This is a genomic window from Streptosporangium sp. NBC_01639 (assembly GCF_045209755.1).
In the GTDB taxonomy this organism is placed as follows: domain Bacteria; phylum Actinomycetota; class Actinomycetes; order Streptosporangiales; family Streptosporangiaceae; genus Streptosporangium.
This window is the reverse complement of record NZ_CP109272.1, coordinates 6898598-6919275: the sequence shown is the minus strand read 5'-3', so window position 1 is coordinate 6919275 and position 20678 is coordinate 6898598. Positions and strand designations below refer to the sequence as shown.

20 protein-coding genes are annotated in these 20678 nt (G+C 69.3%); 10 read left to right on the top strand and 10 right to left on the bottom strand.

Annotation, left to right across the window (positions count from 1 at the left end; genetic code table 11):
* The first annotated feature begins 106 nt into the window (after positions 1-106).
* Complete coding sequence (locus tag OHA77_RS31520) at positions 107-1300, top strand: MFS transporter (RefSeq protein WP_406312995.1); 1194 nt, start codon at positions 107-109, stop codon at positions 1298-1300.
* 112 nt (positions 1301-1412) lie between these two features.
* Here the strand turns inward: OHA77_RS31520 and OHA77_RS31515 are convergent, their stop codons facing one another.
* The 3 genes from OHA77_RS31515 to OHA77_RS31505 all read right to left on the bottom strand — a co-directional run bounded on the left by OHA77_RS31515 (position 1413) and on the right by OHA77_RS31505 (position 2892).
* The gene (locus OHA77_RS31515; RefSeq protein WP_326824564.1) at positions 1413-2123 is read right to left on the bottom strand and encodes a hypothetical protein; all 711 of its coding nucleotides are present in this window, start codon (positions 2121-2123) and stop codon (positions 1413-1415) included.
* A gap of 104 nt (positions 2124-2227) precedes the next feature.
* Entirely contained in the window at positions 2228-2590 is a 363-nt protein-coding gene (locus OHA77_RS31510; protein ID WP_326824565.1) for a DUF5130 family protein, read from the bottom strand.
* A 5-nt stretch (positions 2591-2595) separates the two neighbouring features.
* On the bottom strand, positions 2596-2892 hold the full coding sequence (locus OHA77_RS31505) for a hypothetical protein (protein WP_406312994.1): 297 nt from the start codon (positions 2890-2892) through the stop codon (positions 2596-2598).
* Positions 2893-3467: 575 nt separating this feature from the next.
* Between OHA77_RS31505 and OHA77_RS31500 the strand changes: the two genes are divergently transcribed.
* From OHA77_RS31500 to OHA77_RS31490, 3 genes are all read left to right on the top strand, one after another.
* Positions 3468-4079 carry a nuclease-related domain-containing protein gene (locus OHA77_RS31500; protein ID WP_326826891.1) on the top strand — a complete coding sequence of 204 codons (612 nt, stop codon included), beginning with the start codon at positions 3468-3470 and terminating at the stop codon, positions 4077-4079.
* A gap of 158 nt (positions 4080-4237) precedes the next feature.
* Complete coding sequence (gene ilvD, locus OHA77_RS31495; protein ID WP_326824567.1) at positions 4238-6076, top strand: dihydroxy-acid dehydratase; 1839 nt, start codon at positions 4238-4240, stop codon at positions 6074-6076.
* Between the two features lie 84 nt (positions 6077-6160).
* The gene (locus OHA77_RS31490; protein WP_326824568.1) at positions 6161-6664 is read left to right on the top strand and encodes a WYL domain-containing protein; all 504 of its coding nucleotides are present in this window, start codon (positions 6161-6163) and stop codon (positions 6662-6664) included.
* Here the strand turns inward: OHA77_RS31490 and OHA77_RS31485 are convergent.
* From OHA77_RS31485 to OHA77_RS31475, 3 genes are all read right to left on the bottom strand, one after another.
* Positions 6661-6873, bottom strand: coding sequence for a zinc ribbon domain-containing protein (locus OHA77_RS31485; protein ID WP_406312993.1), 213 nt, complete (start codon positions 6871-6873; stop codon positions 6661-6663). The two genes, OHA77_RS31490 and OHA77_RS31485, sit on opposite strands and share 4 nt — an antisense overlap.
* A gap of 129 nt (positions 6874-7002) precedes the next feature.
* On the bottom strand, positions 7003-7824 hold the full coding sequence (locus OHA77_RS31480; RefSeq protein ID WP_406312992.1) for a GNAT family N-acetyltransferase: 822 nt from the start codon (positions 7822-7824) through the stop codon (positions 7003-7005).
* A 53-nt stretch (positions 7825-7877) separates the two neighbouring features.
* On the bottom strand, positions 7878-8387 hold the full coding sequence (locus OHA77_RS31475) for an HNH endonuclease (protein ID WP_326824570.1): 510 nt from the start codon (positions 8385-8387) through the stop codon (positions 7878-7880).
* A gap of 333 nt (positions 8388-8720) precedes the next feature.
* Here OHA77_RS31475 and OHA77_RS31470 point away from each other — a divergent pair, with 333 nt between their 5' ends.
* Positions 8721-10793 (top strand): prolyl oligopeptidase family protein, encoded by a 2073-nt coding sequence (locus tag OHA77_RS31470; RefSeq protein ID WP_406312991.1) that lies wholly within the window; start codon positions 8721-8723, stop codon positions 10791-10793.
* A 177-nt stretch (positions 10794-10970) separates the two neighbouring features.
* Here the strand turns inward: OHA77_RS31470 and purU are convergent, their stop codons facing one another.
* Positions 10971-11825 (bottom strand): formyltetrahydrofolate deformylase, encoded by an 855-nt coding sequence (gene purU, locus OHA77_RS31465; RefSeq protein ID WP_406312990.1) that lies wholly within the window; start codon positions 11823-11825, stop codon positions 10971-10973.
* A gap of 495 nt (positions 11826-12320) precedes the next feature.
* On the opposite strand from purU, the gene OHA77_RS31460 reads away from it, so the two are divergent.
* Both OHA77_RS31460 and OHA77_RS31455 read left to right on the top strand, forming a co-directional pair.
* Entirely contained in the window at positions 12321-13259 is a 939-nt protein-coding gene (locus tag OHA77_RS31460) for an anion permease (protein WP_406312989.1), read from the top strand.
* Complete coding sequence (locus tag OHA77_RS31455) at positions 13256-13888, top strand: DUF47 family protein (RefSeq protein ID WP_326824574.1); 633 nt, start codon at positions 13256-13258, stop codon at positions 13886-13888. The genes OHA77_RS31460 and OHA77_RS31455 overlap by 4 nt, the downstream gene beginning before the upstream one ends.
* 91 nt (positions 13889-13979) lie before the next feature.
* Here the strand turns inward: OHA77_RS31455 and OHA77_RS31450 are convergent, their stop codons facing one another.
* A complete protein-coding gene (locus tag OHA77_RS31450) occupies positions 13980-15563 on the bottom strand; it encodes an alkaline phosphatase family protein (RefSeq protein WP_406312988.1) in 1584 nt (527 codons plus the stop codon).
* 168 nt (positions 15564-15731) lie between these two features.
* On the opposite strand from OHA77_RS31450, the gene OHA77_RS31445 reads away from it, so the two are divergent.
* Positions 15732-16226, top strand: coding sequence for an NUDIX hydrolase (locus OHA77_RS31445; protein ID WP_406312986.1), 495 nt, complete (start codon positions 15732-15734; stop codon positions 16224-16226).
* A 276-nt stretch (positions 16227-16502) separates the two neighbouring features.
* Here the strand turns inward: OHA77_RS31445 and OHA77_RS31440 are convergent, their stop codons facing one another.
* Together OHA77_RS31440 and OHA77_RS31435 are read right to left on the bottom strand one after the other, a co-directional pair.
* A complete protein-coding gene (locus OHA77_RS31440; RefSeq protein ID WP_326824577.1) occupies positions 16503-16997 on the bottom strand; it encodes a GNAT family N-acetyltransferase in 495 nt (164 codons plus the stop codon).
* A complete protein-coding gene (locus OHA77_RS31435) occupies positions 16994-18553 on the bottom strand; it encodes an XRE family transcriptional regulator (RefSeq protein ID WP_326824578.1) in 1560 nt (519 codons plus the stop codon). The genes OHA77_RS31440 and OHA77_RS31435 overlap by 4 nt, the downstream gene beginning before the upstream one ends.
* 340 nt (positions 18554-18893) lie before the next feature.
* Between OHA77_RS31435 and OHA77_RS31430 the strand changes: the two genes are divergently transcribed.
* Both OHA77_RS31430 and OHA77_RS31425 read left to right on the top strand, forming a co-directional pair.
* The gene (locus tag OHA77_RS31430; RefSeq protein WP_406312985.1) at positions 18894-19178 is read left to right on the top strand and encodes a hypothetical protein; all 285 of its coding nucleotides are present in this window, start codon (positions 18894-18896) and stop codon (positions 19176-19178) included.
* A 514-nt stretch (positions 19179-19692) separates the two neighbouring features.
* Positions 19693-20568 carry a mechanosensitive ion channel family protein gene (locus tag OHA77_RS31425; RefSeq protein WP_406312984.1) on the top strand — a complete coding sequence of 292 codons (876 nt, stop codon included), beginning with the start codon at positions 19693-19695 and terminating at the stop codon, positions 20566-20568.
* Positions 20569-20678: the final 110 nt, after the last annotated feature.

Below are 20678 nucleotides of genomic sequence, written 5' to 3'. Positions count from 1 at the left end.
CCCACCGACCGGTCGGTCCACTGCGGACGCCCCGCGGCGCATCCGCATGCCCGAATTTTGCATCGATCGATGCAAAACAATGGCCACGAACACAGGAGTACCCCTCATGCCCCGTGCTGTCTATGTGCTGGCTCTTGGCATCTTCGCCTTGGTGACCAGCGAGTTCGCCGTCGCCGGACTGATGCCGCAGATGGCCGTCGGACTGGACGCCACCATCCCGCAGATCGGTTATCTGATCACCTATTTCGCGGTGGCCATGGCCGTCGGCGGGCCGTTCCTGACCATCGCGGTGCTCAAACTGCACCCCAGACCCGCGCTGACGGTCCTGTTCGCGATCTTCCTCGCGGGCAACCTGCTGGCCGCCACGGCGCCCTCCTATTCGGTCATGGTCGTGGCCCGCGCCATCACCGGTGTCGCCTCCCAGGCGTTCTTCGGAGTCGCCATCTCGCTGGCGGTCCAGCTGTCACGTCCGCAGGCCCGCGGCCGGGCGATCGCGGTGGTCATGAACGGGTTGATGGTGGGCACCCTGCTGGGGCTGCCGCTGTCCACCCTGATCGGAGAGCAGCTGGGCTGGCGGGCCGCCTTCTGGGCGGTCAGCGCCCTCACCGTACTCGCCGCGCTCGCCACGATGATCGGTGTGCCCCGGCTGGAGCGCGCCGAAGGCCACGGCGGCGGCTTCCGGCAGGAGGTCGCCGTCTTCCGGAACCGCAGGCTGTGGCTGGTGTTCTCGACCAGCACCCTCATCATCGGCGCGACCTTCTCCGCCTTCAGCTACTTCAACCCGATCCTCACCCAGCTCACCGGCTTCAGCGCCGGAACCGTCCCGCTGCTGCTCATCGCCTACGGCGCCGCCACCGTGATCGGAAACCACATCGTCGGGCGCCTCGCCGACCGGCACACCGTCGGCGTCCAACTGTGCGGTCTGGCCCTGAACGTGGTCTTCCTCGTCGGCTTCGCCCTGCTCGCCCACCTCGGCGCCCCGTCCGTGGTGTTCATGCTGGGCATCGGCCTGGTCGGTGTCACCATGAACCCCGCGATGGCCACCCGCGTCCAGCGCACCGGCAACGCCGGGCCACTGGTCAACACCGTCCACTCCTCCTTCATCACCCTGGGCATCATCATCGGCTCCTCGGTCGGCGGAATGGCCATCGACGGCTTCGGCCTGCGGGCCCCGCTCTGGCTCGGCGCCGCCCTGGCCGTACTCGGGCTCCTCACACTCCTTCCCGAACTCGCCCGCCACTCCGTTCCCACCCCCGCGGCCGACGGGCCCGTCCCCGACAGGGCGGAGCAGACGGCCTGAGACCTCCACCCGGGACGGCCGGGCACGACGGCACCCGCCCGGCTCCTCACGCTTCGAGGTGGCCGCCGGAGGCGTGCCCGCCTTTCACCGCCGGAAACCGGCGGCCGGCCGGTCAGGAGCCACCACAGGCGCCGGAAGGGGCGCAGGGGCCCGCCGCGGGCACCGGCTGGACGGCCGGGGCCATCGGCCTGCCGAAGAAGTCCCACACGGTGATGGCCTGGCCGACGGCCAGTGAGAGTGCGCAGCAGGCCACGGAGATCGTCAGCAGGACCGTCCCCCTCCGGACGTAGCGCTTCTTGGCGTCGGCGACGGCGCTGAGGGCCCTGATCCGCAACACGAGCCGATCGGCCCGGATGCGGGTGTCCTGGCCGGCCGTGCGCGCTCGCAGTTCGGCGAGCGCGCTGCGGGCGAAGGCACCGGCCCGGGAGTCCTCGGGTCCGGTGTCATCGGCTTCCACACTCTCGGCGGGCGTACCGGCGGTATAGGAGCGACGGCGCTCCACCGCCCGTCCGGCGAGCCGGGCGCTGTGCGGATAGAGGGCTCCGACCAGCATCAGGATTCCCGTCACGCAGAAGAAGACGCCCGTCCACCAGAGCCACTCCACCTCGCTGGGCAGCCTGTCCGGCCGCCAGCCGTTACCCAGCAGCAGACCGGCGACGGCCGCCGTCAGGAGCACGGCGGCCTTCCGGTTCGCCGTACCGATGTCGGCCCGCACGTCGGCGAGCACCGCTGTGATGTAGGCCGAGGTCTCGTCCTGGCCCTCCTCCACCATGCCTCCCTCCGAGCTCCGGCCCGCCGGCGTGTCCCGTACGGTTTTCAGCACTACCCGATTATGCGAGAAGACGGCCTGCCACGGGCCCCGAGGGAATCGCGGTCCCCGCCGCCGGCCCCATGCGCCGCACCGGACGCGGGGCTTTGCGAGACGGCTCACCGGGAGCGGGCGGCCAGGTCGGCGAGCAGTCCCACGCCGACGACGAGTCCGCCCGCCAGGTCTCCCGCGCCAAGGGCGTGCGCCATCCTCGTGGCGGCCAGACGGCACTCCCCGTCCGGCAGCCTCCATCTGGCCAGCGGCCCTGTGACGATCTCCAGGGCTCTCCCGACCGGGTCGACGAAGACGAGCACGGCCCGTGCGGCCTCCTCGCCCAGTGCGGCGTGCAGCCGTTCGGAGAAGTGGCGGCGCGGGCCGACGGCCGACCCGAGGTAGGCGGCGAAGCGCAGACCGCTGCGATGTTCGGCGACGCGGAGTGCCTCACGGACGCTCTCGGCCTGGGTCGGGCTCAGTGCCCCCATCGCCCTCACCATCCGGCCGACGCCCCGCCGACATGCCGGCCCGGCTCGGAGAGCTCCGCCAGCGAGACCCAGTCCACCTGCGACTCCCGCGACCGGAGGTCGTCGCCGTCCACCGGCATCGGGGCGCCGGCGCTCTCGCTCCGCTCGCTGCGGAACGGGCCGCCGAACCACACCACCCCCACCGAGGTGGTCCGGGCCGCGTTCCGGCGCGCCCTGCCGGGAAGGACCACCAGCAAGGTGATGAGCAGGAACAGGCCCGCCGAGGCTCCGACGAGGAAGCCGAGGACCTGGATCGCGTCCACACCACCAACGGTAGACCTGCGGTGAGGACGCGTCGAGGGCGCTACCGGGCAGCGGGCCGGCGCTCCCCGGAAACCACCGCGCACCGCCTCCGGTGTGGCGCCTCCGGGCTGCGGCCCCGGAGCGGAAACACGGCGCGGTGCCGCGCGGTTTGGTAGGTTCGGGCCCGTCCGGCTGCGGCTGTGGAGAGGAAGTCGCGTACGTGAGTCACGCCCCCGCAGGGCAGGCGCAGGCGGCCCGGTTCTCTAGAGAGGAAATGCGTAGATACCCGGATCAGAACGGCGCCATGCGAGTGATGGTGGTCACAAAAGTATGAGATACCCAATACTAGGCACCCCCGAGGACGTCAGCTACCGTGAGTGACGTGGATTCCGGTCAGGTACCAGAAGACGGTAACACTACGTCACCTATTTGGGTCAATGACCGACCGGCCGAGGACAGGCCGCCGTCTCGACCCACCGCACCCGCGTCTACTTACGCACCCGTTGAGCGCGCCTCGCTGCGCAGCCTGCTCGACCATCCCAAATACCTTCACCTGCGCCGCCGCCTCCTGATCGCGGTCGGTGTGGGCGTGGTCATGGGCATCCTGCTGTCGAGTTGGCGGCTGGGGGTGACCGCCGCCGTCCTGGCCGCGATCGTCGACACGGTGTTACGCGCCCGTACCACCTCGACCGTGCCGGCCTGGCGGCGCGCCTCAGTCGCGGAGCGGCGGACGGAAGCCCAGCTCAAGAGGCTGGAGCGAGGTGGCTACCGCACCCTGCACGCCCGTGCGATCCCCGACAGCGAGGCCCAGATCGACCACCTGGTCGTGGGCCCCACCGGCGTGTACGCCGTGGACTCGGAGAAATGGGACAAGCGACTGCCGGTCCGCGTCCAGTCGCATCGCAAGCTGTTCCACGGGCCGTTCAACCAGAAGCCCCGCCTCGACGAGGCACGCTGGGAGGCGTCCCAGGCGGCCGAGCTGATCGGCACGGCGCTCGGCCACGAGGTGACGATCGTCCCGTCCCTGGCGATCTACGGGCCGGCGATCCCCTGGAAGATCCTCAACGTCCGCGAGGTCGATGTCTTCGACGGCAGTCGCGTCCGTAAATGGATCACCAAGCGGGAGCGGTCACTCACCGACACCGAGATCCAGCGGATTTACGAGGCGGCCGAGCGGGTCCTGCCCGCCCGCTACCCCGAGTCCTGACGCCGCGCCGTCTTCGAACTCCGGCGGGAGCCGTCCTGCGGGACGGCTCCCGCCGGAGTGTCCACGCCCCGAACATCTCGCGTCGTGGACAGACGTCTCACGCACCGGGCGGTGGCCGTACCATTTGAGGACACGGTTTCAATGATGGGAGAAGCCTCATGCCCGCCCTCAGGTCGCGTACGGTCACCCACGGCAGAAACATGGCCGGAGCCAGAGCCCTGCTCCGGGCGACGGGCGTAGCCGGCGGTGACTTCGGCAAACCCATCATCGCGGTGGCCAACAGCTTCACCCAGTTCGTCCCCGGGCACGTCCATCTCCGCGAAGTGGGCGACGTGGTCGCCGGGGCGATCCGCGAGGCGGGCGCGATCCCGCGCGAGTTCAACACGATCGCGGTCGACGACGGCATCGCGATGGGCCACGGCGGCATGCTCTACTCGCTGCCCAGCCGCGAGCTGATCGCCGACGCGGTCGAATACATGGTGAACGCGCACTGCGCCGACGCCCTCATCTGCGTCTCCAACTGCGACAAGATCACCCCGGGTATGCTGCTGGCCGCCTTCCGGCTCAACATCCCCACGGTCTTCGTCTCCGGCGGTCCCATGGAGGCCGGCAAGACGCCCAACGGCAAGCTCGACCTGATCGACCCGATGATCGCCGCGGCCGACGACTCCGTCTCCGACGCGGAGCTGCTGGAGATGGAGGAGAACGCCTGCCCGACCTGCGGTTCGTGCAGCGGGATGTTCACCGCCAACTCGATGAACTGCCTCGCCGAGGCCATCGGCCTGGCGCTGCCGGGCAACGGCACGATCCTGGCCACGCACAAGGCACGCAAGAAGCTGTTCCAGGACGCCGGGCGCCAGCTCGTGGAGATCACCCGCCGCTACTACGAGCAGGACGACGAGACGGTCCTGCCGCGGAGCATCGCCACCAAGGACGCGTTCGAGAACGCCATGACGCTGGACGTGGCGATGGGCGGCTCGACGAACACGATCCTGCACATCCTCGCCGCGGCCCGCGAGGCCGAGGTGGACTTCGGCCTCAAGGAGATCAACGAGATCTCGCTGCGGGTGCCGTGCCTGTGCAAGGTCGCCCCGGCCACCGCGAAGTACCACGTGGAGGACGTCCACCGGGCCGGCGGCATCCCCGCCATCCTCGGCGAGCTCGACCGGGGCGGTCTGATCCACCGCGACGCCTTCACCGTCAACGGCGGCACGATGGGCGACTACCTCGCCGCCTGGGATCCGCAGTCGGCCACCGCGCTGCCCGAGGCGCTGGACCTCTGGCACGCCGCTCCCGGCAACGTCCGGACCGTCAAGCCCTACTCCCAGGAGGCCCGCTGGGAGTCGCTCGACCTCGACCGGTCCGAGGGCTGCGTGCGCGACGTCGAGCACGCCTACACCCGCGACGGCGGCCTGGCCGTCCTCTACGGCAACATCGCCACGGAGGGCTGCATCGTCAAGACCGCCGGGGTCGACGAGTCGGTCTGGAGGTTCTCCGGGCCCGCCGTGGTCTTCGAGTCCCAGGACGACGCGGTCGAGGGCATCCTGAACAACAAGGTCGCGGCCGGTGACGTCGTGGTGATCCGTTACGAGGGGCCGAAGGGCGGGCCGGGCATGCAGGAGATGCTCTACCCGACCTCCTTCCTCAAGGGCAAGGGGCTGGGCAAGGCCTGCGCGCTGGTCACCGACGGGCGCTTCTCCGGGGGCACGAGCGGGCTGTCCATCGGCCACGCCTCGCCCGAGGCCGCCGAGGGCGGCACCATCGCTCTGGTCGAGGACGGCGACACCGTGGAGATCGACATCCCGGGCCGTTCGATCGAGCTGAAGGTCTCCGAGGAGGAACTGGCCGCCCGCCGCGAGCGGCTCGTGGCCGAGCTGGGCGGTTACCGGCCGCGTGACCGCCAGCGACCGGTGAGCGCCGCGCTGCAGGCCTACGCCGCACTGACCACTTCGGCCTCCACCGGCGCCTCCCGGGACCTGTCTCAGCTCTCCCGCTGACGCCCGTCAACCTGTCGGGTACGGCATGCCCCGTACCCGACAGGATTTTCGAAAAATGTCGGTGCTGAGACGTAATATCAGAGTATGGCTACCGTCTTGAAGCCCTCCGCCAGCCCGCTGACAACCGCCGAGATCGCCGCCCTCGCCCTGTCCCTGGCACATCTGGGTTCGGGCCCGCAGGCCACCGCCGCCCGCAGCGGCCTGCGCCACGCGTTCGAGCATCTGGAGCTCGACGACGACGTCATCCTCTCCACCCTGTCGACCCTCACCGACCCGATGCCCGGCCCGGTCGCCGACCGGGCCCGGACCATCGCCGGCGCGATCACCTCGCGTCTCGTGATCCGCCTGCACTACCGGGACGTGTCCGGCCGGATCACCGTCCGCGACGTCGACCCGGTGACGTGCATGGTCCACCGTGACTACTGGTATCTCGTGGGGATGTGCCGCATGCGCGGTGCCATCCGGGCCTTCCGGTTCGACCGGATCGTCGCCACCGAACCCACCTTCATGCCCGCCCAGCAGCATCTGGCCGACCACTTCCTGCCCTTCCAGGGCAAGCGCGCCGTCCAGAGCAGGCACGCGGCCTAGCCGCAGCAGCCTCCACCGCAACATCCGCCGCCATCGGCCGGCCGGGGAGCCGGAGCACCGGACCCGCCGGTGACGGCGACCGTGGACAGCAGCTTGACGGTGTCGTCATGGCCCTGCGGGCAGAGCGCCGGGTCGCCGGATCTGGCCATCGGGCGGGAGAGTTCGAAGGTGGATCCACAGGCACGGCAGCGGAAGTCATAGCGCGGCATGACACCCAGGTTACCCAGGTTGCCGAAGATCCGCCGACCATCTCGGGCCTCAGGGCCCCGCCGGCCGATCCGCCTGATCGTCATCACCCGGATCGGCCGGCGGGGCCGTTCGCGGCGGGAGGACGTCGATCAGGTGAAGCGGATGAAGGCGTAGTCGGCCACCGGCCGGTAGCCGATCGCCTGGTAGATGGAGTTGGAGGTGGGATTGGACAGGTCGGTGAAGAGAAGCACGTCCGTTGCTCCGTCCGCCAGCGCCTTGGCCGTCGCGGCGTGGGTGACCGCCGCGCCGTAGCCCTTCCTTCGAGACTCGCGCGGTGTGTAGACCGGGCCGATCCGGGACATGCCCCCGATGGGTGCGGAGACTCCGGCGAACGCGACGGGCCGCCCGTCCGCCTCCCACAGGACGAGCTCCTCACGGCCGATCCTGCTGGCCACCAGCGGGGTCAGGTTGACGGGAGCGACTCCGCCGGCCTCGACCTGGAAGTCGTTGGACCACTCGACCAGCCGTTCGAGGTCGGCCGGGACGGCCGTCCGCGCGGCCTCCCCCGGCCAGGCGGGAGGCGGCACGAGTGCGTCAAGCCGGTAGAGCCGTTCGGAGCGGCGCTCCGCCTCGGGCCGCCACCAGGCACCGGCGAACGCCTCCGCCTGCGCGAGGGGCCCGGAGACGCCGGAGACCACCCGTTCGGACTCGATCAGCCGGGTGGCGAGGTCGCGGACGGTCTCGGCCGGGATGTCGGCGAGCAGCAGGGGATGCGGGGGCGTCTGGCTCGCCGCCGCGACGGTCTCGCCGTCCCGTTCCAGCCAGGCCAGCAGCACGTCGTCGCCCCACAGTCCGTTGCGGATCCCGCGCAGGACGGTGAGCGGGGCGGTGTTGCGGACCGGATCCTTCAGGAGCCACGGCTCCGCCGCCCCGGCATACACCTCGACATCGGAGGTGAACATCCATCCCATACGTCGATTGTGCCGAACGGGATGGGCCGGGGCGAACGGATGTCGCTCCGCGGTCAGGCCGCGCTCTCCACCAGGTAAGGCGCCCATAGGGGATCGCCGACGCCGTGCGCGCCGATGAGCCGCCAGTGGACGCCGCGTGGCACCACCGGGACGACGCTCAGCGTCCATCCCAGTTCCTCCAGCATCCGGTCCGCCTTACGGTGGTTGCACGTTGTGCACGAGGCGACGCAGTTCTCCCACGTGTGGGGGCCGCCTCGTGAGCGCGGGATCACATGGTCGATGGTCTCGGCCCGCTGGCCGCAGTAGGCGCACCGGTAGTCGTCCCGGCGCATCAACGCGTTACGGGTCAGTGGGATCCGTGACCGGTAGGGGATACGGACATATCGGCGAAGCCTGATCACCGACGGCACGTCGAGCGTGCGGCTCGCCGAGCGGAACACGGCGCCCCGCCCGTCGCGATGCACGACATCCGCCTTCTCCCTGAGCACGAGCACGACCGCGCGGTGCAGGGAGAGGGTGGTCAGGGGTTCGTAGGTGGCGTTCAACAGCAGGACCTGGCGCATCAGCGGGCCCTTCCCGCTGCACTACGCGTCAATTGAGGGGGCACGCTGCCACGTGCCCCGGTTGGCGGCCCCTCCTGGGGCCCGGATGCTTCCGTCACAAGGACCTCCGCCGGACGGCCCAGCGGATGGTCACCACGGCACCGTCCTCAACCAATTTTGGCTTCTGCATCGTCGTTCCCGCCACCCATAAACGAGCCACCCATACATGACTGAAGGGAGGCCTGGTACGTTTTATGCCCGCATTACTGGTTTTTAACTCCTCTGGTGGCGGATCGGACGCACCCCATGCGCAATGGGCCCGTGCTGTCGTCCGGAGGTCGTAGGGTTCCTGCCATGACGCGACAGCCATACCCTCTTGCCGGCCGCGACGGACTCGTCGAGAACCTGCACGGCACCCCGGTCCCCGACCCCTACCGGTGGCTGGAGGATCCCGACGACCCGGCGACCAAGTCGTGGCTGGCCGATGAGGAACAGCTGTTCACCGCCGAGATGGACGCTCTCCCGGGGAGGGAGGGGTTCAAGGCGCGGATCGCCGAACTCCTGCGGTCCGGCTCGATCGGCGCACCGGTGTGGCGCGGTGAACGGCGGTTCTTCATGCGCCGCACCCCCGAGCAGGAGCACGCCGTGCTCTACACCGTCGACCCCGACGGCACCGAGCGAGCGCTGCTGGACCCCATGGCGCTCGACCCGACCGGCCTCACCACCCTCGACTCCTGGCAGCCCGACAAGGAGGGCCGCCTGCTCGCCTACCAGGTGTCGGTGGGCGGCGACGAGGAGTCGAGCCTCTACCTGATGGACGTCGCACTCGGCCACCGGATCGAGGGCCCGATCGACCGATGCCGCTACTCCCCCGTGGCCTGGCTCCCCGGCGGAGACGCCTTCTACTACGTGCGCAGGCTGCCCTCCACCGAGGTGCCCGAGGGAGAGGACCAGTTCCACCGCCGGGTCTACCTGCACAGGGTCGGCACCTCCACCGAGGACGACTTCCTGATCTTCGGTGACGGTCTGGAGAAGACCAACTACTACGGCGTCGCGGTCTCCCGCGACGGCCGCTGGCTGCAGATCTCCGCCTCCCGCGGCACGGCCCCGCGCAACGACCTGTGGGTGGCCGACCTGTCGGTCTCCTCCCTCTCCTCGCCGGAGCTCGTCGTCGTCCAGGAGGACGTGGACGCCCAGAGCGCCCTGCACTTCGGGCGTGACGGCAGGCTCTACGTGTTCACCGACCGCGACGCCCCGCGCGGGCGGGTCTGCGTGACCGACCCCGCCACCCCTCAGTTCGAGCACTGGCGCGACCTGGTCCCGCAGGACCCGGAGGCCGTGCTGTCGGACTTCGCGATCCTCGACGACCTGGACCGGCCGGTCATGCTGGTCGGCTGGACCCGTCATGCGATCAGTGAGATCTCCATCCACGACCTGGTCACCGGCGAGCGTTCCGGGGAGGTGCCGACGCCCGGCCTGGGCACGATCGGCGGCATCAGCGAACGCCCCGAGGGCGGTCACGAGGCCTGGTTCGGTTACACCGACAACACCACCCCGCCCACCATCCAGCGCTACGACGCCCGCACCGGTGAGACCACCCTGTGGGCCGCCTCCCCCGGCGCGGTCGAGGTGCCCGCCGTCGCCACCGAGCAGGTGACCTACCGCTCGGCGGACGGCAGCGAGGTCCACATGCTGGTGATCTCCAAGCCCGGTTCCGAGGGACCGCGGCCGACCATCCTGTACGGCTACGGCGGCTTCGGCATCTCGATGACCCCCGGTTACTCGGCGTCGATCCTGACCTGGGTCGAGGCGGGCGGCGTCTACGCCATCGCCCAGTTGCGCGGCGGCGGCGAGCAGGGCGAGGAGTGGCACCGGGCCGGAATGCTGGCCAACAAGCAGAACGTCTACGACGACCTGCACGCGGCGGCCGAACACCTGATCGCCACCGGTGTCACCACGGCCTCTCAGCTGGCCATCTCCGGCGGTTCCAACGGCGGCCTGCTGGTCGGCGCGGCGCTGACCCAGCGACCCGAACTGTACGCGGCCGTCGTCTGCTCGGCCCCGCTGCTCGACATGGTCCGCTACGAGCTGTTCGGCCTCGGCGCCACCTGGAACGTCGAGTACGGCTCCGCCGAGAAGCCCGACGAGTTCGCATGGCTGTACGCCTACTCGCCCTACCATCGGGTCCGCGAGGGCGTCTCCTACCCGGCGACGCTCTTCACCGTCTTCCAGTCCGACACCCGGGTTCACCCGCTGCACGCCTGGAAGATGTGCGCGGCGCTCCAGCACGCCCAGGCCGGAGACAGGCCGATCCTGCTGCGCACCGAGACCGAGGTGGGTCACGGCGCCCGCGCGGTCAGCAAGACCGTCGAGCTCGCCGCCGACCAGCTCACCTTCCTCGCCCGTCACACCGGCCTGACCGCGTAGCCGGAGACGGTCCGGCTCCCGGGGACCTTGCTTCCTGTCCCGGGAGCCGGACCGGCGCGGCGCGGCGACCTGACGGTCCCCGAAGCGCGGTGACCACGAACGTTCACCGGTGTCCGGGACGGCCCCCGCCGAAATCGTCTCCGGGGCGGCGTGCCGTCGAACCCGGTGAACGCCTCGCTAGCGCGGAAAGACGATGGTCTTGTGGCCGTCCAGCAGGACGCGCTGCTCGGTGTGCCACCGTACGGCGCGGGCCAGCGCCTGGCACTCGACGTCGCGGCCGATGGCGGCCAGGTCCTCGGCCGAGTGGGTGTGGTTGACCCGGGCGACCTCCTGCTCGATGATCGGGCCTTCGTCGAGATCGGCGGTCACGTAGTGGGCAGTCGCCCCGATCAGCTTCACCCCGCGGGAATGGGCCTGGTGGTACGGCTTGGCCCCCTTGAACGACGGCAGGAACGAGTGGTGAATGTTGATCACGTTCCCGGCGAGCTTGACGCAGAGGTCCTCCGACAGCACCTGCATGTAACGCGCGAGCACCACCAGATCGGCCCGGTAGTGATCGACCAGAGCAACGATCTCCGCCTCCTGCCGCGGCTTGGTCTCGGCGGTGACCGGCAGGTGGTGGTAATCGATGCCGTATGACTGGGTCAGCGGGCGCATGTCGGGGTGGTTGGAGGCCACCGCGACGATCTCGATGTCGAGCAGGCCGGAGCGCGTCCGGTAGAGCAGGTCGTTGAGACAGTGCCCGAACTTGCTGACCAGCACCAGCACACGCGGCTTGACGGCCAGGTCCCGCAGCTTGACGTCCATGCCGAAGTCGGGGGCGAGCGCGGCGAAGGCCGTATGGAGTTCTCCGTCGGAGAGGGTGGAGGAGAACTGCACCCTCATGAAGAACCTCTCGGCGATGGGGTCTCCGAACTGCTGGCTCTCGATGATGTTGCAGCCCCGCGCGGCCAGGAGACCGGAGACGGCGGCCACCACGCCCGGCCGGTCCGGGCAGGACAGCGTCAGCACATACTGGGTGACGGGGTTCATACGGCCTCCTCGTCCGACAGCCCGGAGGCCGCGCCCGGCCTGCTGACTCGCTCACTCATCGATTACCTCCAACATGGAGACCTCCGCCTTCGAGGGGTTTGATGACGTATTCACCCTCGGCGCGGTCGGATCTTAGGGTACTTTCAGGCTGACCTGGGCAGGGTACAGCGCGCCGGCCGCCCCTGCCCGCACCCTGTCACGCTGGGTCAGCAGTCGATCACCAGGAGGTCGCATGGCCGGTTCGAATGGCGCGGTCCGGCCAGGACGGCACATTCCCGGCCACGAGGCCTGCCCGGCAGACAGGACACCCGGCGCACCCCGGCCCGGAAACCGGGAGCTCACCGTCCATCATCCGGCCGGTCTCTGGGTAGGCCTCTCCATAGTCGGTGCACGGGGACGCGATTCCCCGGCACCACGAGCGAGGCAGCCGTCCGCCTGTGAGGTCATGGCCGGACCACCCCGTCCTTCGCCCGCTGTCCGGTGGGAGGTGGAAGCGTGAGCGCGGTCGCCCTGTCATCACTTGCCGGACTTTTCGCGATCGTCACCGGGGTCAACGACGGCGGTGCGCTGCTGGCGACCGGCCTGAAGATCTCCAGCATCCCTCCGCTCGCCGGCGTGCTCGTGATGACGGTCATGGTCGCGTTGGTCCCCCTCCTGACCCACCAGGTCGCCACGACCTTCACCACCGGGCTGGCGAGCGCGGAAGGGCCTTCCGGACAGGGCGTGCTGGCCGTCGCCGTGCTCGCCGCGCTGGCCGTCGTCGCGATCCTCAACAACCGGGGGCTGCCCACCAGCCTGACCCTCGCCATCGTGGGCGCCCTCACCGGCGCGGGCCTGGGCTGGGGTCTGCCCGTCTCCGGCGGAACGGTGCTGTTCGTGCTCGTGGTCGCACTGGCGGCGCCGTTCGTGGGAGCCTTGCTGGCGATCCTGGTGCGCCGGTGGCTCATCCACCGGACGCACGGCCGCATGCTGCGGCAGTGGCACCGGGCCGGGTTCACCCTGCAGTGCCTGGCCTACGCGGCCAACGACGGTCAGAAGATGCCCGCCGTCTTCATGCTCGCCCTCGGCCTCTACGCCCCTCCGCTCTCCGTCTGCCTGATCGTGGCGGTGCTGTTCGGGATCGGCGCCCTGTACGGCCTGCCGCGCGCCGGCCGTACCCTCAGCCGGACGATCATCGCCTCGCACCCGCTGGACGGGGTGACCGCCGAACTGGCCAGCGGAGCCGCCGTGGTCGGCTGCGCCGCGATCGGCGCGCCGGTGAGTATGACCCAGACGATCGCTGGCGCCCTCGTCGGAGCGGGGACGGCCAAGGGCTCGGGCCGGGTGCGCTGGCACTCCGCCACGAAGATAGCTCTGGCCTGGACACTGACGCTGCCGGTGAGCGGGCTGCTCGCCGCGACGGCGGCACTCGTCATCCGGGGGGTGACCGCGTGAAACGACTGCGGCGTGTGCGGGATCTCCTGGCGGGCCGGATGGACAGCGCGCTCACCGAGGCACTGATCGGACAGCTTGAGGCCACGAAGGAGGGTGCCTGGCTGGCCATGGCCATGATCGGCGGGGACACCGCCCGCACCGACGCCCACGAGCAGATGCGGGCCATCGAACACCGCGGCGACACCGAACGGGCACGCCTGGTGGAGGAGCTGTCCGAGTCACTGGTGACGCCGATCGACCGTGAGGACCTGTTCCGGCTGTCCCGCTCGATCGACGACGTGCTCGACTCCCTCCGGGACTTCGTCCGGGAGTCGCATCTCTACCGTGTCCGCGACCAGCAGCGTTTCGCCCCCATGCTCGATCAGGTGATCGTCGGTATCGAGGCCCTGGAAACCGCGGTCCGCGACCTGGCGTCCCGTCCTTCCGTGATCACCCACGACGCACTGGAGGCGAAGAAGGCCGGCGGTACCCTCCGGCGCATGTACCAGTACGAGATCGCCCGGATCTTCTCCGGCACGATCAGCGCGGAGACCATGAAGGAACGGGAACTGGTCCGCCGTCTGGAGATCGTCGGCGTCGCGATCGGTGAGGCGGCCGACGCCATCGCCGACGGCGCGATGAAACGCTGATCCCCGCCCGTCCGGTGCCCCGCTTCACCGGCGGGATCCAGAGCGGTCGGAGCCGGGTGCGGGCCGTCCGGTACGGTCCGCACCCGGCGGGTCAGGTGACGCGGAGGTCGTCGATGGCCCAGTACCAGTCGTTGTCGGCATTGGAGTAGCGAAAACGGACGGTCATCCGGGTGGCACCAACCGGGACGGCAACGGGGATGGACTCGACCTTGGAGACGGCGTCGGCGGTGTACGCCTTCACGACCTTGGTGCGACCACGGTCGAAGGAGACCAGGACCTGGGCTTTCTGGGCGCCGCCCTGCCGGTAGTGGGTGACGTAGCCGATCCTCGCCGAGCGACGGTCCGCCAACGGATACGGTGCGCTGGCAAGGGTGGAGCCGAAGGTGCCGGTGCCGTGGGGGCGGTCGTCCCACTCGTCGGAGTCGGCCACCGCGAACACGCCGCGACCGCGGACGAACAGCTCCCGCCACTGGTCCCGCTGGGCGCGTGACCAGAACTCGTCCGTCGTGAACGACCAGCCGCGCCACTCCTCGACGCCGCCGGAGGGCAGCCCCCGGTTGTCCACCGACCAGCCGGGCGGCGCGGTGTGCGTGAATCCCCTGATCCCGGCCGGGACGCCGGTCTCCTGGACCCGTCTGCGGAGCGGGAGCCGGTCGAACGGATCGGTCGAGCGGAACGCGATGGACCTTCCGTCCAGGCCCGCCGGACGCGCAAGCCCCAATTGGCCGAAGACCGTGGCGGCCACGTCGACCAGGCGGATGCCCGCGGGGGTGGCTCCGGCGGGGATGCCGGGCCCGGCCGCCAGGACGAAGGTGCGGCGCTCCTCGACGGTGGAGCCGCCGTGGCCGCCGGCGTCGGTGTGGCCGTGGTCGGTGGTGACGATCACCGTCCATCGCTCGTCATGGTAGGTGGAGCGGCTCTGGACCGCGGCGAGGAGCCGGCCGACATAGGTGTCGACGGTCGCGATCGCGTTCAGGTAGGCCTGGTCGGCGGCACCACTGTCGTGTCCGGCGATGTCGACGTTGCCCAGGGAGACGAAGGCGACGTCCGGGTTGCGGTCACGGAGCACCTTCTCGGAGACCGCGATGATCCGCCCGTCCTCGACGGGGTATCCGTCGGAGTCCCCGTCGAGGACGATCCGCGCGTCGATGCCGCTGCCGAAGGTGCCCTGGTCGCCGAGAGACCGCCAGTCCATGGCGGCGTAGGTGGAGTAGGACGGATCGATCTTCTCCAACCTGGCGAGGAAGCCGGGGTAGAGGTCGTAGCGCTTCCCCGCGAAGGTGTTGTTCCTGACCTTGTGCTTGTCCGGCCAGGTGCCGGTGGCGATCGTGGACCAGCCGGGACCGCTGGAGGTGGCCGCCATCGGTGCGGTGTAGAGCAGGCTGGTGCCGAAGGTGCCGTGGGCGATCAGCGCGTCGAGATTCGGCGCGTCGGCTGCGGCGATGCGGTCGTGACGCAGACCGTCCAATCCGATCACCAGGACCTTGTCGGCGCTGGTGCCGTCCGGGACGGCCGGCACCGGAACAGGTTCGGCCTGGGCGGCCGTGGTGTTCACGGCCTTCGCGGAGACGAGGGCAGGGCGGCTGGGCGTCGGAGCGCCGGATCCGGCCAGAGCGGCCGTCGGGATCAGGATCATGACCGCGACCGCCGCCCCCATCGCGTTGCGTAGACGCATGGAACGTCCTTCCTCACTGGCCGGAGCACTCCGGCTCTACGCGAGGACCTCCGGCACGGTTGACCGCGTAAAGGCTGCCAGGACGAGGGCGTCTCCGCAGGTCATCAGGCTTTTTGGCAGTCGTTATGGAGGCGTTGGAGCAATAGATGGTGATAGCGTCCCAGGCCTATGAGTGACTCACAGGCGAGCGCGAACGACTCACCGGCGAGCGACTCCCCGGCGAGCGACCGGGCAGCGGCACGAGTGGTCTGCGTGAACGGCGAGGGCCGGGTGCTGCTGATGCACTGGCGTGATCCGGTCAGCGACACAACCCTGTGGGAACCGCCCGGTGGCGGGATCGATCCGGGCGAAACGCCCTTCGAGGCGGCGCGACGGGAACTGGCCGAGGAGACCGGCCTGCCGGGTGGGGCGGTTCTGAACCGGTGGCTGCCGGTGCGCCGGGAGTTCGACTGGCTCGGCACCCACTACGTGAAGACCGAGCGGTTCTATCTGGCCAGGTTCGAAGACACCCCCGAGGTGATCCCCACCGCGTTCACCACCGAGGAGGAGGACACCTGCCTGGGATCCGGCTGGTTCTCTCCTACGGAGATGGCGGAGCTTCCCGGCAGGCTGGAGCCGACAGACCTGGCGGAGGTCGTCTCCCGGCTCTCCCGGCTGGCGTAACCTGCCGAAAGTCCCTGACCGACCGGCCGGGGACGGTGGGGACCAGGCGACCGCCGGACGCCGCCGATGCCGGGGCAGCGGATCCGTACGGTCGCGAGGAGGGCCCTCTCACCCCTTGTGGATGACGCTGGATGCCCCTCTCAGCCGGGTGGTGCCAGGTTTGTGAACAATGATCTTCTTCATCGCACCCCCACGGGAAAATGACAACAGGTACGAAGAATAAATACTCTGGTATTTCACTAGATCGCAATGTTTAACTATAAATAATCAGTGAAATCACTCAAACTGACCATTATGCGACATGGCTGCGACGAGATCTTTTTCTCCGTAAAGCACGACGCATCCGCCGCGCTCTTCTCTGCTGATCTCACGCCAGCCGTACTTGCGGTAGAGCTCGATCGCGGCCGGCTGGTTCAGCGTGGTGTCCCCGCAGAGCCGTACGTAACCCAGCTCGATGGCCCGCGCCTCCAGTGCCCCGATCATCTGAGCGCCGAATCCGCGCCGCTGAAACTCCGGATGAACCCGCATACGGCACATCTCGGCGGTCTGGTCGTCGATGCGGCGGAGCCCGCCCATGACGACGACACGCCCGCCGGAAACCTCTCCGACGAGGAAGTCGCCCCGGTTGGCGAGGTAGATCTCGTTGATCCGCGGGAAGTCGTCCTCGTAGTAGACGCCGTCCCCCGGAGCCAGACCGACCTGGGCGAGACAGATCTGGTGCAGTGCCCAGACAGACTCCAGGTCGGACCAGCGATAGCGCCGTATCCTCATATATCGACCTCGGCCGGATCCGCCACCGGTGGGGTGCGCAGCGCTTCCTGATAGACCTTGAGCTCGGGGTGGCCGGGATCCTTGGCCTCCACCGCCTTGGCCACCTCGTGGGCACGCTGCATGAGAATGTCGGGCCGGCAGCCGTCGGCCAGGCCGGCAAGCGCGAGTTTGGCGATGGACAGCGCCTCGTCGAGGTCACCCTCGAGGAGCTTGCACGTCGCCCTGTCGAAGTTGATGAAGGTCGGGTCGAGCCAGTCTGCCGGGCCGTACTTGGTGAGGGCCTGCTCCAAAATGAGATCGGCCTCCATCGCCTGCCCCAGCTTCACCAGGGCGTCACCCTGATGGAAGTAGAGCTGGCGCTCGGTGTAGCCGAAGGTCGAGTCGTCCTGGTCGGCCGCGGCCATCTGGGAGAACGCCGCCCGGGCCCGGGACAGTGCCCGCTTGGCCTGGTCGACCACTTCCTTCTTGCCGGAATTCGACATCATCGCCAGCGCACGGGCCTCCACGACCGGGGCCATGGCCTGAGCCGCACAGGGCGTCTGACCGGCCAGGTCACGGCTCTTCCTGGCGAGGTTGAGCGCCTCGCGCGGGTCTCCGTAGTAGAGCGGGACGAGGGCCTCCCTGGCGATGACCCAGGCCCGCAGCGCCCGGTCCCCGGTGTCGTCGGCGGCCGTCCGGCCGGTCCTGAAGAAGGACCGGGCCATCCGGTGATCGCCGAGGTTCACCATGATCATGCCGCTGAGTCCGGAGAGCTGGGCCGCCATCCGGCACAACCGCTCCTGCAGGTCCACCGGCTGGCGTCGCTCCATGGCCTTGCGCACGGCGCTGAACTCCAGCAGCACGTCGCAGAGCAGCCGCAGCGGCGGGGTGTTCATGTACTGCCGGCCGAAGCCGATGGTGGCTTCCTCCCACTGGTCGAGCATCGCGGGCGAAACGGTGGCCGACACCAGGGTCTCGTCCATCCTTCTGCGGATGTTCTCCACAGATCCGAGCACCTGTCCGTCCAGCGCGATGCCGGTGCCGGCCAGGAGCTGTAAAAGCGTCCTCCGTAGCACGTTCTCGTCCTCCTCACCCCTGTCCGCGGAGGGGTCGCCGCCGGTCGGCTGGATCGACAGCTCGCGCGAACCAGGGGAAGTGTCAGGTCTTCCATCCTGGAGATCGCCTCGGACGACACCGGGCATCTTGTGGCCGTGACCGCAGATGCAGGGGCCGACGTAACCGAGGGAGGCGGGCTCGACCCGGTAGGCGGTGCACAGGTAGTGGAGGTATTCGGGACCCGGTCTCTTGAGCCCGCTCTCGTAAGCGGACAGGAGCGTCTCCCCGATGCCGGGGGCCGCCTTGCCGTCGCGCTCGAACAACGCCCTTATCTGCTCGATCACGTCGGCGAGAGCGACGCCGTGCGCGAGGCGGTGACCCTTGATCCGCGTGGTCCCGAACTGCGGACCGCACTTCTCATAGATCTCCTCGGCTATCTGCGCCGAACCACGCCCCGCAGCCAGGCCTCTGGCCCGGATCTGCCTCGCTAACTCCGTCTCCCTGTGTTGCCTGCCGGACATACCGGCCCCTCTCTCGTGACCAGCTGGGCTGCCTGGCACACTGGTTCCTGACCGGTTCGGTCCCGCTGACTCAGTGTGACGCTAATGTCGCACTGTGCCTACCGAGAATGATGGACCAACTTTGGCTTATCCGGAACGCATGAATAGTGCTATCGGCTAAGGATCGTCCACCACCGGACTGTTTCTTTCAACCCACATGGGAGAAGGCATACCCCAATCTCGATTTTCCCTCCGTTGACCCGCCGGGCCAAGTGAGTCATCTTTGGCCAACCAGCATCGATTCACGCAATGAAGCGAACACGATTCGGTGCGGGAGCAGGCGACTAAGAGGAGGGGCGAGGTGGGGGAAGACGACTTCGGGCACCTGGAGCGACTGGTGTCGGAACTTGACTCTCATGGGCTGCATGCCCGAGTGGTGCGGACCCAGTCAGGCCGTGCCTTCGTGCGCGTGATAAATCCGAACGCGACCAGTCTGGCGGAGAACGTCACCTGCCGAGCACAGGCCGCCCCCAACCCCCGGGATTGGTACTACTGGTGGTCCTGGGGAGAGCGGATGCACACGGCGCACGACCCCGCCGGTGCCGCTACCAAGGTCGCACGCGTGCTTGCCGCGGTGGGGGAGTGAGATAGCGGCGGCCCGGAGGGGGTCGCAGCCATCCGGGCCCGCCGCACTCACTGCGGCTCAAAGGGCCGGCGGGGTGTCCGGTGCGGAGCGTCCTCGGACGCTGGACACCCCGCCGAGTCCGAGACAGCTCACCACAGTCTGCCGTCCGGACCCGTCCGGACGGTGATCGGAGGGATTCCTCTCGGAACGGCACGGGACAGGCTTCCGGGTGCGTGTCCCGTGCCGAGCCGTCTGTCACCGGGGCATCCGGACCCACCCCCGCGGCCCGGGTCCGGATGTCCCCGTCTTCCCCGGCGTGATGTGACGGCGGCCGGTTCGGTCGGCAATATGTATAGGCAAGGTAACTTGCCCCCATGCCGGCTGCCCCGATCCGAGAGGGATCCACTCCGTGTTCCTGTTCGCGTCCGCCCCCACTCCCCCTCCCACCGGTGATTCCGGGTTTGATGAGCTCATCAGAACAGGTGTGGGCTTAACCAGGGGGTGTGAGAACGGGGGTGGGGTAATCTGCGGCCTCATGCAGTCCTTCCTGCCGGACGCCTGGGCACCCGCGATCGCCGGCGCGCTCGCCATCTTGCTCATCGTGGTCATCGCGCTGATCCTGCGTAAGATCGCCAATCGGCTGATCACGAGGGTCGTGCGGCGTGCCTCCTCCTCCAGTGGCGGCTCGATCGCCGGACGGCTGCGCGGCAAGCAGACGACGACGCTGGAAGGACTCGACGCGGTCGCCGCCGAGCGGCGCAGGCAGCGCGCGGAGACCATCGGCTCGGTGCTGCGGCCCGTCGCCTCGATCGTCATCCTCGGCACGGCGGTCCTTACCGTCCTGGACCGGCTCTCCATTCCCATCGCTCCCCTGCTGACCAGCGTCGGCATCGTCGGCGTGGCCGTCGGCTTCGGTGCCCAGGAGCTGGTGAAGGACTTCATCGCCGGCATGTTCATGCTCCTGGAGGACCAGTACGGCGTGGGCGACGTGATCGACGCGGGCGCCGCGGTCGGCACCGTCGAGGCGGTCACCCTGCGCATCACCCAGCTGCGCGACGTCGACGGCCGGGTCTGGTACGTCCGCAACGGCACCATCACCCGCGTCGGCAACGAGTCGCAGGGCTGGTCCCGCGCCACCGTGGACGTCCCGGTGGCCTACGCCTCCGACATCCCCGCGGTCCGCGACCTGCTCAAGGACGTGGTCGAGGAGATGTGGAACGACCGCTCCTACCGCGACAGCGTCATGGTGGAGGAGCCCCAGGTCTGGGGGATCGAGCAGATCTCCGACACGGCCATCGTGTTCCGGATAAGCGCCAAGACGATCCCCGCCCGGCAGGCCGAGGTCGCCCGCGAGCTGCGCGTCCGGATCAAGTTCGCCCTCGACCGGGCCTCCATCCCGATCGTGGGTTGACCTGGATCCCCGGGGCTGAAGCCCGGGGTTTCCACGCTCGTGGAGGCCCCGGGCTTCGGTCCCGTCGCATCGGACGGGGCGGGCCCGGAGCGGTGAGGAGGCCGAGTCGC